Source organism: Streptomyces parvus, assembly GCF_032121415.1.
GTDB classification, from domain to species: domain Bacteria; phylum Actinomycetota; class Actinomycetes; order Streptomycetales; family Streptomycetaceae; genus Streptomyces; species Streptomyces globisporus_A.
The window spans coordinates 4,117,030-4,130,059 of the sequence record NZ_CP135079.1 but is presented as its reverse complement, the minus strand read 5'-3'; the positions used below and the strand labels follow the sequence as shown (position 1 = coordinate 4,130,059).

The 13,030-nt window shown below is 71.7% G+C and carries 11 protein-coding genes; 9 read left to right on the top strand and 2 right to left on the bottom strand.

Annotated elements, in window-relative coordinates:
• The first annotated feature begins 198 nt into the window (after window positions 1-198).
• The 5 genes from RNL97_RS19700 (at window position 199) to RNL97_RS19680 (ending at window position 7,304) form a co-directional block, all read left to right on the top strand.
• A complete protein-coding gene (locus RNL97_RS19700) occupies window positions 199-1,380 on the top strand; it encodes a sensor histidine kinase (protein ID WP_243314796.1) in 1,182 nt (393 codons plus the stop codon).
• Window positions 1,381-1,628: 248 nt separating this feature from the next.
• Window positions 1,629-2,990: a sensor histidine kinase gene (locus tag RNL97_RS19695; protein WP_030578222.1), complete on the top strand. Its 1,362-nt coding sequence runs from the start codon at window positions 1,629-1,631 to the stop codon at window positions 2,988-2,990.
• A gap of 334 nt (window positions 2,991-3,324) precedes the next feature.
• Complete coding sequence (locus RNL97_RS19690; protein WP_030578225.1) at window positions 3,325-3,984, top strand: response regulator transcription factor; 660 nt, start codon at window positions 3,325-3,327, stop codon at window positions 3,982-3,984.
• A 289-nt stretch (window positions 3,985-4,273) separates the two neighbouring features.
• Window positions 4,274-6,238, top strand: coding sequence for a 2-oxoacid:acceptor oxidoreductase subunit alpha (locus RNL97_RS19685; protein WP_010060861.1), 1,965 nt, complete (start codon window positions 4,274-4,276; stop codon window positions 6,236-6,238).
• Window positions 6,231-7,304, top strand: coding sequence for a 2-oxoacid:ferredoxin oxidoreductase subunit beta (locus tag RNL97_RS19680; protein ID WP_030578231.1), 1,074 nt, complete (start codon window positions 6,231-6,233; stop codon window positions 7,302-7,304). The genes RNL97_RS19685 and RNL97_RS19680 overlap by 8 nt, the downstream gene beginning before the upstream one ends.
• Before the next feature lie 10 nt (window positions 7,305-7,314).
• Here the strand turns inward: RNL97_RS19680 and RNL97_RS19675 are convergent, their stop codons facing one another.
• Entirely contained in the window at window positions 7,315-7,779 is a 465-nt protein-coding gene (locus RNL97_RS19675; RefSeq protein WP_050499949.1) for a winged helix-turn-helix transcriptional regulator, read from the bottom strand.
• 105 nt (window positions 7,780-7,884) lie between these two features.
• Here RNL97_RS19675 and RNL97_RS19670 point away from each other — a divergent pair, with 105 nt between their 5' ends.
• The 4 genes from RNL97_RS19670 to RNL97_RS19655 all read left to right on the top strand — a co-directional run bounded on the left by RNL97_RS19670 (window position 7,885) and on the right by RNL97_RS19655 (window position 12,176).
• On the top strand, window positions 7,885-8,745 hold the full coding sequence (locus RNL97_RS19670) for an SDR family oxidoreductase (RefSeq protein ID WP_243314791.1): 861 nt from the start codon (window positions 7,885-7,887) through the stop codon (window positions 8,743-8,745).
• Window positions 8,746-8,890: 145 nt separating this feature from the next.
• On the top strand, window positions 8,891-9,862 hold the full coding sequence (rarD, locus tag RNL97_RS19665) for an EamA family transporter RarD (protein WP_030578240.1): 972 nt from the start codon (window positions 8,891-8,893) through the stop codon (window positions 9,860-9,862).
• A gap of 66 nt (window positions 9,863-9,928) precedes the next feature.
• Window positions 9,929-11,617, top strand: coding sequence for an FAD-dependent monooxygenase (locus RNL97_RS19660; protein ID WP_313750999.1), 1,689 nt, complete (start codon window positions 9,929-9,931; stop codon window positions 11,615-11,617).
• Between the two features lie 19 nt (window positions 11,618-11,636).
• On the top strand, window positions 11,637-12,176 hold the full coding sequence (locus RNL97_RS19655) for a hypothetical protein (protein ID WP_313750998.1): 540 nt from the start codon (window positions 11,637-11,639) through the stop codon (window positions 12,174-12,176).
• Between the two features lie 194 nt (window positions 12,177-12,370).
• On the opposite strand, the gene RNL97_RS19650 is transcribed toward RNL97_RS19655, so the two are convergent.
• Window positions 12,371-13,018, bottom strand: a complete 648-nt coding sequence (locus tag RNL97_RS19650) for a CGNR zinc finger domain-containing protein (RefSeq protein ID WP_032764980.1) — start codon at window positions 13,016-13,018, stop codon at window positions 12,371-12,373.
• Between the last annotated feature and the right edge of the window lie 12 nt (window positions 13,019-13,030).

Genomic DNA, 13,030 nt, shown 5'->3' with positions numbered 1-13,030 from the left:
CGTCCGCCCCTCGCTCCCTCGTCGTCCGCGTCTGTCCGCGTGCCCGTTGCGTGCACACGGGTTCTGTACGCACGGGAGTCTAGGGCCTGCTAAACGGAGCGTAAGCAGCCGCGTCGGACATCGGGTGGGGTTATCCCTACTTCACCCCCACCCACGAGCCCCATGGTGTGCGTGGGTGGGGCCCGGCAGGCTGGGGGTATGACCATGAGCCCCTCCCTGCCGGACCCCGACCGGCTGCCGCCTGCCCGCTTCGCCCTCGACCGGTGGACCTGGCGGGAGATCGCGTATCTGCTCGCCAATCTGCCGGTGGCCGTCGTCGGGTTCGTCTACAGCGTTGTTGTGATCAGCGTGGGCGCCGGACTGTCCCTCACCGTGATCGGTCTGCCGCTGCTGGTCGGCGGGCTCCAGGGCTCTCGGCTGCTGGGCGGGCTGGAGCGGCGGCGGGCGCGGTGGATGCTCGGCGTGCGGGTGGAGGAGCCGAGTCCGCTGGGGCGCGGCCACCGGGACCAGGGGTTCTTCGTCCGGCTCTGGGCGGGGCTGAAGGACCCGGTGGGCTGGCGGGCGTTGTTGTACGGGTTCGTCCGACTGCCGTGGGGGGTGCTGACGTTCGCGGTGACGGTGGTGAGCCTGTTCGTCCTGTGGCCGGTGCTGCCGTTCATCGCGCGGGGGCTGACGACGGTGGACCGGTCGATGGTGCGCGGGCTGCTGTCCCCGTCGGACGAGTTGGAGCGGCGTATCGCCGAGCTGGAGTCGGACCGGGGCGTGGTGGTGGACACCGCCGCCGCCGACCTGCGCCGGATCGAACGCGACCTGCACGACGGCGCCCAGGCCCGCCTGGTCGCCCTCGCCATGGGGCTCGGCCTGGCGAAGGAGAAGCTCACCGACGACCCCGAGGCCGCGGCCCGCATGGTCGACGAGGCCCACGGCGAGATCAAGGTGGCCCTGCAGGAGCTGCGCGACCTGGCCCGCGGCATCCACCCCGCCGTCCTCACCGACCGGGGCCTGGACGCCGCACTCTCCGCCATCGCCTCCCGCTGCACGGTCCCGGTCAAGGTGTCGGTGGGGCTTCGGGGACGTCCGGCCGAGGCGATCGAGGGGATCGCGTATTTCACCGTCTCGGAGCTCCTTCAGAACATCAGCAAGCACAGCGGTGCGCGGTCGGCCTCCGTCGACGTGTGGCGGTCGGGGGACCGGCTGATGCTCCAGGTCACGGACGACGGCGGGGGCGGGGCCCGGTTGGACGGCGGTTCGGGGCTGGCCGGGCTCGCCGAGCGGCTCGACGCGGTCGACGGGGTGTTCGTCGTGGACTCGCCGGAGGGCGGGCCGACGACCGTCACCGCCGAGCTGCCCTGGCGCGACCGGACCGTCGCGGCCGCATGAAACGGCATGACCGCACGGACGCGTGACCGCACGGACGGCATGACCTCCGTATCCGACCGGGGGTAGGGAAAACCCCCGGTCGGATACGGAGAGGGACCTCATGGTGCGGAAGGCCGCCGGCCAGCACCCTGGAGGGAGAACGGGGGAAGAGCGGTCCGTGGTCACGGGCCGCCTCCGGCGCCACGGCGGCGCACACCCCACGGACAGCCCACTGAGAGACTGAGACAGAGACGGAACGGACGGGACTCATGGCCACGGCATACGGACCGGACACGCGGGACCGGAAGCACGAGGGTTCCGCCCCCGGCTTCGGGGTGAAGACCCGGACGAGGCATTTCCTCCCCGCGCCGCTGCGTGCGCCGCTGGAGGCCCGTGCCTGGAGCGAGCTCCTCTACGCGCTGCTGAGCTTCCCGCTCAGCACGGTGATGTTCGTCTTCGCGGTCACCATGACGTCGTTGAGCGCGGGCCTGATGGTCACCTTCGTCGGGATACCGGTCCTCGCCGTCGGCCTCGCCGTGTGCCGGGGCTTCGGGACGCTGGAGCGGCACCGGGCGCGGGCGCTGCTGCGGGTGGAGGTGGCAGATCCGGAGCGGGTACGGGGGAAGACCGGCGGCCCGATGTCCTGGATGGGGGCGGTGCTCAAGAGCGGGGCGTCCTGGCGGCACCTGCTGTACACGCTGCTGCACTTCCCGTGGGCCACGTTCACATTCGTCGTCGCGATCTCGTTCTGGACGTACGGTCTGGCGGCGCTGACCTACCCGCTGTGGTTCTGGTTCTTCCCGATGTTCGCCGGGCAGGACGGCATCCAGTTGTACGGGGACCGCACCCACGAGGAGTATCTGAACACGCCCGCCGAGCTGGCGGTGACCGGGGCGGTGGGACTGGTGCTGGTGATGGCGGCGCCCTGGGTCGTGCGGGGTCTGCTGACGGTGGACCGCCTGATGGTCACCGGACTGCTGGGGCCCTCCCGGCTGGCCACCCGGGTCTCCGAGCTGGAGTCGGACCGGGGCGTGGTGGTGGACACCGCCGCCGCCGACCTGCGCCGGATCGAACGCGACCTGCACGACGGCGCCCAGGCCCGTCTGGTCGCCCTCGCGATGGATCTGGGCCTGGCGAAGGAGAAGCTCGCCGACGATCCCGAGGCCGCGGCCCGCATGGTCGACGAGGCGCATGGCGAGGTGAAGGTGGCCCTGCAGGAGCTGCGCGACCTGGCCCGCGGCATCCACCCCGCCGTCCTCACCGACCGGGGCCTGGACGCCGCGCTCTCGGCGATAGCCTCCCGCTGCACCGTGCCTGTGACCGTCGAGGTGGACCTGGACGCGCGTCCGGCGCAGGCGATCGAGGGGATCGCGTATTTCACCGTCTCGGAGCTGCTCCAGAACATCAGCAAGCACGCCCGGGCGACCCGGGCCACGGTCGATGTGTGGCGGGCGGGCGACCGGCTGATGCTCCAGGTCACGGACAACGGCCGGGGTGGGGCGTCGCCGGCCTCGGGCGGCGGTCTGGCCGGACTGGCGGAGCGGCTGGACGCCGTGGACGGGGTGCTGGTGGTCGACTCCCCGACCGGCGGCCCGACGACGGTCACAGCCGAGCTGCCCTGGCGCGGCTGACCCGGACGAGCGACCTCGTCCCTCCCTCGCTCCTTGCCGGGGCCGGCCCCCTCTTCCCACCGGGCCGGCCCCTTTCCCGCTGCGCCCCTGCCTCTCCTTCTCCCCTCTTCTTCTTGTCGTTGCACTTGCCCTTGCCATCCCCTTCCCCGGCCCTCTCCCCCTCACCGGTCCGCGTGGGTTATCCACAGGTCCCCCATCCGAGTCCGGGTCCTGGGATGCTGGGACGGTCGAGGCCCGGCGCACGGTGGGTCGGGCGTCGGCGTGCGAGGCCGCGGGCAACGCGGCATATTCGAAAAGTGGGGGACTCGCAGTCGTGGAGAACGTGGAGAACAGGGTGCGCGTGGTCATCGCCGAGGATTCGGTCCTGCTCCGGGAGGGGCTCACCCGGCTGCTCACCGATCTCGGGCACGACGTGGTCGCGGGGGTCAGGGACGCGGAGGCGCTGCTCAAGACCGTGGCGGAGCTCGACGCCGAGCAGGCGCTTCCCGATGTGGTGGTCGCCGACGTGCGGATGCCACCGACGCACACCGACGAGGGAGTGCGCGCGGCAGTGCGGCTGCGGAAGGACTACCCGGGCATCGGGGTGCTGGTCCTCTCCCAGTACGTGGAGGAGCAGTACGCCACGGAGCTGCTGGCAGGCAGCAGCCGCGGGGTGGGGTATCTGCTGAAGGACCGGGTGGCCGAGGTCCGCGAGTTCGTGGACGCGGTCGTCCGGGTGGCGCAGGGCGGGACGGCGCTGGACCCGGAAGTGGTGGCGCAGCTGCTGGGCCGCAGCCGCAAGCAGGATGTGCTGGCCGGGCTGACGCCGCGCGAGCGGGAGGTCCTCGGTCTGATGGCCGAGGGCCGGACGAACTCCGCCATCGCCCGGCAGCTCGTGGTGAGCGACGGGGCGGTCGAGAAGCACGTCAGCAACATCTTTCTGAAGCTGGGGCTCTCACCCAGCGACGGCGACCACCGGCGCGTCCTCGCCGTGCTGACCTACCTGAACTCCTAGAGACCTGACACTCTGCCAGATATTGAGCAGTCGAAGAAGTGCCCGAAGGCGCCCCGGGTGGGGGCGGAGAAGGTGAGGGACCTAGGGCCAAAGGCCCAGAGGGCAGGCATCTCCATCCCACGATCGAGGGTCGGCATAGCATGACAAGCCTTACTAAAAGGGTGTCTCAAAACAGCGTCCACCATATGATCGGTTTCTGGAGGGCAACCTACGCAGACGTAGGGTGGCCTCCGGGATCCGCCGGCCGCCGGACGGTTCCGAACCGCCGCCCCAAGGGAGGTCCAGTTCAGTGACGAGCCAGGTCAGTAGTGCGGCAGAGAAGGCCGATGAGGCCAACGACGCCGTCCTCGGGGGCCAGCGAGCGCCCCTGTCAGGTACGACGGGAACCACGGGCGGCGACGGGAAGGAAGTCCGCCGCCTGGACCGGGTGATCATCCGATTCGCGGGCGACTCGGGTGACGGTATGCAACTCACGGGTGACCGGTTCACCTCGGAGACCGCTTCCTTCGGCAACGATCTCTCCACCCTGCCGAACTTCCCGGCAGAGATCCGCGCCCCCGCAGGCACGCTGCCGGGGGTCTCCTCCTTTCAGCTCCACTTTGCCGATCATGACATTCTTACTCCGGGCGACGCCCCCAACGTCCTGGTCGCGATGAATCCCGCCGCGCTGAAGGCGAACATCGACGACGTACCGCGCGGCGCGGAAATCATCGTGAACACCGACGAGTTCACGAAGCGGCCGATGGCGAAGGTGGGGTATGCGACCAGTCCGCTGGAGGACGGTTCGCTGGAGGCCTACAACGTCCACCCGGTGCCGCTGACGACGTTGACGCTGGAAGCGCTGAAGGAGTTCGGGCTCCCCCGCAAGGAGGCCGAGCGGTCCAAGAACATGTTCGCGCTCGGGCTGCTGTCGTGGATGTACCACCGGCCGACCGAGGGGACCGAGGCGTTCCTGCGGGCCAAGTTCGCGAAGAAGCCGGAGATCGCCGAGGCGAATGTCGCGGCCTTCCGGGCCGGGTGGAATTTCGGCGAGACGACGGAGGACTTCGCGGTCTCCTACGAGGTCGCCCCGGCATCACAGGCCTTCCCCACCGGCACCTACCGCAACATCTCGGGGAACCTCGCCCTGTCCTACGGCCTGATCGCCGCCGGGCAGCTGGCGGACCTGCCGCTCTACCTGGGCTCGTATCCGATCACCCCGGCCTCGGACATCCTGCACGAGCTGTCCCGGCACAAGAACTTCGGTGTGCGGACCTTCCAGGCCGAGGACGAGATCGCCGGGATCGGGGCGGCGCTGGGAGCCGCGTTCGGCGGGGCGCTGGGCGTCACGACGACGTCCGGCCCCGGTGTGGCGCTGAAGTCGGAGACGATCGGGCTCGCGGTCTCCCTGGAGCTGCCGCTGCTGATCATCGACATCCAGCGCGGCGGTCCGTCGACCGGGCTGCCGACCAAGACCGAGCAGGCCGACCTGCTCCAGGCGATGTACGGCAGGAACGGTGAGGCCCCGGTTCCGATCGTGGCCCCGCAGACCCCGGCGGACTGCTTCGACGCCGCGATCGACGCGGCCCGGATCGCCCTGACGTACCGGACGCCGGTCTTCCTGCTCTCCGACGGCTATCTGGCCAACGGCTCCGAGCCCTGGCGCATCCCGGAGACGGACTCGCTGCCCGACCTCAAGACGCCGTTCGCCACCGGGCCGAACCACGCCCTGGCCGACGGCACCGAGGTCTTCTGGCCCTACAAGCGCGACCCGCAGACCCTGGCCCGCCCCTGGGCGGTCCCCGGGACGGCCGGCCTGGAGCACCGCATCGGCGGGATCGAGAAGCAGGACGGCACCGGCAACATCTCCTACGACCCGGCCAACCACGACTTCATGGTCCGCACGCGCCAGGCCAAGGTCGACGGCATCGAGGTTCCCGACCTCGAGGTCGACGACCCGGCCGGGGCGGCGACGCTGGTGCTCGGCTGGGGGTCGACGTACGGGCCGATCACCGCCGCCGTACGCCGCCTGCGCGCCGCGGGGGCGCCCATCGCCCAGGCCCACCTGCGCCATCTCAACCCCTTCCCGAAGAATCTCGGCGAGGTACTGAAGCGCTACGACAAGGTCGTCGTGCCGGAGATGAACCTCGGCCAGCTCGCGATGCTGCTGCGGGCGAAGTATCTGGTCGACGCCCACAGCTACAACCAGGTCAACGGAATGCCGTTCAAGGCCGAGCAGCTCGCCACGGCCCTCAAGGAGGCCATCGATGCCTGACACCGACGAACTGCGGCACAACGAACTGCTGCAGCTGGTGCCGAAGGCCGAGGCGAAGCAGTCCATGAAGGACTTCAAGTCGGACCAGGAAGTGCGCTGGTGCCCCGGCTGCGGCGACTACGCGGTCCTCGCCGCCGTCCAGGGCTTCATGCCGGAGCTGGGGCTGGCGAAGGAGAACATCACCTTCGTCTCCGGCATCGGCTGCTCCTCCCGCTTCCCGTACTACATGAACACGTACGGGATGCACTCCATCCACGGCCGGGCCCCGTCCATCGCGACCGGGCTCGCCACCTCCCGCCGGGATCTGTCGGTGTGGGTGGTCACCGGTGACGGCGACGCGCTCTCCATCGGCGGCAACCACCTCATCCACGCCCTGCGCCGCAACGTCAACCTCAAGATCCTGCTGTTCAACAACCGGATCTACGGGCTGACGAAGGGCCAGTACAGCCCGACCTCCGAGCTGGGCAAGATCACCAAGTCGACGCCGATGGGGTCGCTCGACGCTCCCTTCAACCCGGTGTCGCTGGCCATCGGCGCGGAGGCGACGTTCGTGGCGCGGACGGTCGACTCCGACCGCAAGCACCTCACGAGCGTGCTGCGCGCGGCCGCCGAGCACTCCGGCACGGCGCTGGTGGAGATCTACCAGAACTGCAACATCTTCAACGACGGCGCTTTCGAGGTCCTGAAGGACAAGGAACAGGCCGCCGAGGCCGTGATCCGCCTCGAACACGGGCAGCCGATCCTCTTCGGCTCCCAGGAGCCCAAGGGCGTCGTCCGCGATCCGGCCACCGGCGACCTCCAGGTCGTGGCCGTCACTGAGGAGAACCGCTCACAGGTCCTCGTCCACGACGCCCACGCGCAATCGCCCACGACGGCGTTCGCGCTGTCCCGGCTCGCCGACGCGGACACGCTGCACCACACCCCGATCGGGGTGCTGCGCAGTGTCGAGCGGCCCGTCTACGACACTCTGATGTCGGACCAGCTGGACGCCGCCGTCGATCGCGACGGCAAGGGCGACCTCGGCTCGCTCCTCGCGGGCAACGACACCTGGACGGTCATCGGCTGAGCCGGCGCCGTCAGCCCATCGGCACACCGCCCGGGGCCCGGGCCCGATCCCCGCAGGATCGGGCCCGGGCCCCGTCGTATGCCTCGCGTGCCGCCCGCACCGCGTCCACCTGGCGTTCGGTCCAGCGGGCGAGGGCCCGCACCTGTTCGGCGGCCTCGTTACCGAGCGGCGTGAGCGTGTAGTCCACCCGCGGCGGGATCACCGGCTTCGCGTCCCGGTGGACGAAACCGTCGCGCTCAAGCGTCTGAAGGGTCTGGGCCAGCATCTTCTCGCTGACGCCGCCCACCTCGCGGCGCAGTTCGCTGAAGCGGTACGAGCGCTCCAGCAGCGCCACCAGAACGAGCACGCCCCAGCGGCTCGTCACATGCTCCAGGATCAGCCGGGACGGGCACATGGGCTGCTTGCCGCCCCCGACCCTGCTCACCGCCCCCACCGCGCTCACCCCACCCGCTGCACGCACGTCACTCACTGCCATGCCAGTACCTTACTTCAAAGTGGGTACTTTCTCAGAGTTAGCGCTTCCCCTAGGATGGTGTCAGAAGCGCGGAAACGCACCAGCTGATCGAAATCGGAGCCCCCCATGAGCATCGTTGTCACCGGAGCCACTGGCGCACTCGGCCGCCTCGTCGTCGACGCCCTGCTGGCCACGGTCCCGGCCGGCGAGGTCGTCGCGGTCGTGCGCGACAAGGAGAAGGCCGCCGCACTGGCCGCCCGGGGCGTGGAGCTGCGCATCGCGGACTACAGCGCCCCCGAGACCCTCGCCGGAGCCTTCCGGTCCGGCGACCGGGTGCTGCTGATCTCCGGCAGCGAGGTGGGCCGGCGGGTGGCGCAGCACGCCGCGGTCATCGACGCGGCCAGGGCGGCGGGCGTCGCCCAGCTCGCGTACACCGGCATCCTCGGCGGACCGGACGCGGACTTCGCCCTGGCCGACGAGCACAAAGCCACCGAGCAGCTGATCCTCGACTCCGGGCTGCCGTACACCTTCCTGCGCAACGGCTGGTACACGGAGAACTACACCGCCAACCTGGCCCCGGTCCTGGAGCACCGCGCGGTCGTGGCCAACGCGGGCGAGGGCCGCGTCGCCTCCGCCACCCGGGCCGACTACGCCGCCGCCGCGGCCGCCGTCCTGACCGGCGACGGCCACCTGAACACGGCCTACGAGCTGAGCGGCGACACCGCCTGGTCGCTCGCCGAGTACGCTGCGGTGATCTCCGAGCTGACCGGCGAGACGATCGCGTACAACAACGTCCCGGCCGCCGCGCACCAGGAGATCCTGGTCGGCGCGGGGCTGCCCGAGGGCTTCGCCGCGATCCTCGTCGACGTCGACGAGGCGATCGAGCGCGGGCGCCTCGCGGGGACGAGCGGCGACCTCGCCCGGCTCATCGGCCGTCCGACCACACCCCTCGCCGAGACCGTGCGCGCCGCCCTCTCCGCCGCCTGAGCCGCGACGCGCCCCCTCAGACCTCACACGCGGCACTGTCATGAGCGTTTCCGTGAGACGGCTATGACACGAAGCCCTTCCGGCGCTACCGTCGTGCCGTCGGCCGGATACGGCCGGCGCGCGCGGGCAGGCCGGGAGGGCACACGTGGAGGGCAAGAACGAGCAGCGGGCGGGCCTGCTGTACGGAATCGGCGCGTACGGGATGTGGGGCCTGGTCCCGCTGTTCTGGCCGCTGCTCGAACCCTCCGGGGCGATCGAGATCCTCGCCCACCGGATGGTCTGGTCGCTGGGCGTCGTCGCCGTCGCCCTGCTGGCCGTCCGCCGCTGGGCCTGGATCGGCGAGCTGGTCCGCGACCGGCGCAAGCTGGGCCTGATATCGGTGGCGGCGGCGACGATCTCCGTCAACTGGGGCCTGTACATCTGGGCCGTGAACAACGGGCACGTCGTCGAGGCCTCGCTCGGCTACTTCATCAATCCGCTGGTCACCATCGCCCTGGGCGTCCTGCTGCTGGGCGAGCGGCTGCGGCCCGCCCAGTGGGTCGCGGTGGCCACCAGTGCGGCCGCCGTCCTCGTCCTGGCGATCGGGTACGGCAAGCCGCCCTGGGTCTCGCTGGTGCTGGCGTTCTCCTTCGCCACGTACGGCCTGGTGAAGAAGAAGGTGAACATGGGCGGTCTGGAGTCCCTGGCCGCCGAGACCGCCGTGCTCTTCGTGCCCGCGCTCGGCTTCCTGCTCTGGCTGGCCGCGACCGGCGGGTCGACGTTCACGGCCGGGGGCGCGGGGCACGGGTTCCTGCTCGCCGCGACGGGCATCGTCACCGCGCTCCCGCTGATCTGCTTCGGCGCGGCGGCGATCCGTGTGCCGCTGTCCACGCTGGGGCTCCTCCAGTACCTGGCTCCGGTCTTCCAGTTCGGTCTGGGCGTCCTGTACTTCCACGAGGCGATGCCGCCCGAGCGGTGGGCCGGGTTCGCCCTCGTCTGGCTCGCCCTGGCGCTGCTGACCTGGGACGCGCTGCGCACCGCACGGCGCAACCGGGCGCTGGCGGCGGAGCTGCTGGCGACGGCGGCCGCAGCCCCGGCGACCGCGACCCCGAACCCCGCTCAACAAAAGATTACCTAGTTGCTTTTCTTACTTGGTTACGTTTCTCTGGTCACGGGCGACCGGAAGCGTGACCGAAGGAGAGGCATGGGCATGACCGACGTACTCATCGTGGGAGCGGGACCCACCGGGCTGGTACTGGCCTGCGATCTGGCCCGGCGCGGGGCCGCCGTACGGATCGTGGACCGGTCCCCCGTGCCTCCTCGCACCTCGCGCGCCAAGGGACCCAACGCCCGGTCCCTGGAGATCCTGGACGGCCTCGGGGTGGCCGAGGAGGTGCTCGCCGCCGGTTCGGCCCCGCTGCCGATGCTGAAGTACCGCGACCGCCTCCCGGTCGCGGAGACCGATCCGTGGGCGCACTGCGCACCGTCCCCGGACGCCCCCTACGGCCGGGGCCGGCTGATCGCCCAGTGGCGGCTGGAGGAGATCCTCCGCGACCGGCTGGCCGGGTACGGCGTCCGCGTCGAGCTGGGCCGCGAGGCCACGGGACTGACGGAGGGGCCCGGCGGGCGGCACGTGGACGTGACGTTCGCGGAGGGCCGGACGGAACGCGCGCGGTACGTCGTCGGGTGCGACGGCGCCCACAGCGCCGTACGGAAGCTGCTCGGGATCGGGTTCGAGGGGACCACCGCCGAGGACCAGGTGATGGTCTGCGGCGATGTCGACCTGGCCGACGGCGCCCTGGACCGTACCCGCTGGCACCAGTGGTTCGACGAGGACGGCGCTGTCATGCTCTGTCCGATCCCCGGTACGCGGACGGGCTGGTGGTTCCAGGCCGGGCCGGAGCGGGACGGGCGGGGCCGGCCGCTCGCGCCCAGCGCCGACGGGTTCCGGCGGCTGCTCGCCCGCCACACCGCGCTGCCCGGCCGGGCCCTGACGCGGGCCGAGCTGCTGTCGACGTACCGGGTCAACGTGCGCATGGCGGACCGTTTCCGTGCCGGGCGGGTCTTCCTCGCGGGCGACGCGGCGCACGTCCACGCCGTCGCGGGCGGCCTCGGCATGAACACCGGCATTCAGGACGCGTTCAACCTGGGCTGGAAGCTGGGTCTGGTGCTCGCCGGTCACGCGGGCGCGGAGCTGCTGGACACGTACGAGGAGGAGCGGCTTCCCGTGGCCGCCCGGACCCTGGACCTCACCTCGGAGCGGCTGAGGGCCACGCTGGAGGCGATCCGCCGGCCCGGCGGCGGCCTGGACGCGGCGATCACCCCGGACATGACGGGCCTGGGCGTCGGCTACCGCTGGAGCTCCCTGGCCCGGGGCCACGCCGACGCCCCGCAGGCCGCCGACGACGTCGCGCCGGACGCCCCGCAGCCCGGCGACCGGGCCCCCGACGCCCCGTGCGTGGACGCCGGCACCGGGGCCCGCACCCGCCTCCACCGCGTCTTCGCCGGCACCCGCACCACCGTCCTCGGTTTCGGCCCGGGCAGCGCGGCGGTCCTGGACGAGGTGGCGGCCTCGTACGGCGAGTCCGGGGTGCGGACCTGCCGCGTGTACGCGGCGCACGAGGACCGCGCGACCTCGGGCTCGGGAGCGGCGGTCGTCGACGACGAGGGCCACGCCGCCGCCGCGTACGGCAGGGGAGCCTCCGAGGGTACGGACACGAGCACCGTCGTGGTCGTCCGACCCGACCACCATCTGGGGCTGTCCGCCCCGGCGGACGACGCCCGCTCCGTACACGCGTATCTGCGCCGGCTCCACGGAGCGGGCCGGGCCGCGGAAGGGTCCGGGGGCCGGTCCGCGGAACGGTTCTCCGGCATCGGTGGACGCCGCCGGTAAAGGCTGATTGAGTGCCCGGATGGGGACTGTCCTGGGAGCCATGAGGAACGTGCGGTGGCACGAGCTGCAGCATGCGTACGGCTCCGCGTCCCAGGTTCCCGGGGTGCTGTCGCGGATCGCCTGGGGCGATAGGCCGTCCTCGGACGAGGCGCTGAACGACCTGGAGCGGTGGATCGGAACCCCGCCCGTCTTCGACTCGACGGCGGCGACGGTGCCGTTCCTCTGGGAGCTGGCGGCGACGGACACGGTCCGGGACCGGGCGGGCGTTCTGGACCTGCTCGCCACGATCCTGGCCGCCGGAAACCCCGAGCACCCGGCGTGGACCCGCGGCGCGCACGAGGCGGTGGCCGAGGGGCGCGGCACGGCCGTCCGGCTGGCCGCCGCGGTGGTGGATACGCGCGAGGCACGCCGCACAGCCGGCCCGCCCGACACACCCGGGCCCGGGGTTCCCTCCCCCGCGCAGGCCCTGCGCGCGGCGGCGACGCGTCTGCTGGCCGCGATCGACGGGCACACATGCCCCGCCTGCCCCGCCCCTCCCCCGGACGCGGGCGCGGCATAGCCAAAATGCCTCAGGTCAGCGCGGCCTCGATCCGGTCCAGCACCCTCTTCCAGTGCGTAAGCCGCTCCCCGGCGCTCGCCAGGCGTTCCTGGGGGAAGGGCAGCACGCTCCGGTCATCGGAGCTGTCGGGGCCTGTGTGAGTCCGGCCGGCACGGCGGACACCCCTCGCCTGCCGGTGCGTCTGTCGGTGCGGGTCAGTCGACGGCTTCCCCGTCGGAGACGGTGAGCCGGGCACGGTGGGCGCGGACCTTGTGCCGGTTGCCGCAGCGCTCCATCGAGCACCAGCGGCGCTTGCCGGGGCGGGAGGTGTCCACGAACAGCAGAGCGCAGTCGTGCGCGCCGCAGGCGCGGATCCGGTGGGCGTACGCCCCGGTGAACAGGTCGACCGCATCGCGGGCGACGGTGGACAGCAGCTCGGTACCGGTGCCGCCCGGCGTCCACGACCGCTCACCGCCCACGGTCAGCCGGGACGTCAGCGACGGCCGGGCCGCCGCGTCGTTGAGGGTGGCGAGGTCGTCCGGGGCCGGAGGCGCTTCCCGCACCCAGCTCTCCGTGATCCGCCAGAGCGCATCACGCAGCGCCCGCGCGTCCGCCACCTCCGCCGCGCTCACGACGAGCCCCTCACCTTCACCGGATCCGCCGCCGAGCCCGCCCGGCAGCCGGCTCTCCTCCGCCCAGCGCACCAGGTCGGCCGGCTCGTGCAGCACCTCGAAGTACGACAGCGGGCCGGGCCCACCGGTCGGCAGCAGCTCCAGACAGAGCGCGCCCGGATCGAACCGGAACGAACTGCCGTCCGGGTGCCGCAGCAACAGCCCCGGCGTGTTGGTTGCCCTTCCGCCCATGTAACCACTATA

What these genes read in the sequence shown, in the direction of transcription:
- RNL97_RS19700 (WP_243314796.1), top strand. Translation starts at nt 199, where the DNA reads ATGACCATGAGCCCCTCCCTGCCGGACCCCGACCGGCTGCCGCCTGCC.
- RNL97_RS19695 (WP_030578222.1), top strand. Translation starts at nt 1,629, where the DNA reads ATGGCCACGGCATACGGACCGGACACGCGGGACCGGAAGCACGAGGGT.
- RNL97_RS19680 (WP_030578231.1), top strand. Translation starts at nt 6,231, where the DNA reads ATGCCTGACACCGACGAACTGCGGCACAACGAACTGCTGCAGCTGGTG.
- RNL97_RS19675 (WP_050499949.1), bottom strand. Translation starts at nt 7,779, where the DNA reads ATGGCAGTGAGTGACGTGCGTGCAGCGGGTGGGGTGAGCGCGGTGGGG.
- RNL97_RS19670 (WP_243314791.1), top strand. Translation starts at nt 7,885, where the DNA reads ATGAGCATCGTTGTCACCGGAGCCACTGGCGCACTCGGCCGCCTCGTC.
- RNL97_RS19660 (WP_313750999.1), top strand. Translation starts at nt 9,929, where the DNA reads ATGGGCATGACCGACGTACTCATCGTGGGAGCGGGACCCACCGGGCTG.
- RNL97_RS19655 (WP_313750998.1), top strand. Translation starts at nt 11,637, where the DNA reads ATGGGGACTGTCCTGGGAGCCATGAGGAACGTGCGGTGGCACGAGCTG.
- RNL97_RS19650 (WP_032764980.1), bottom strand. Translation starts at nt 13,018, where the DNA reads ATGGGCGGAAGGGCAACCAACACGCCGGGGCTGTTGCTGCGGCACCCG.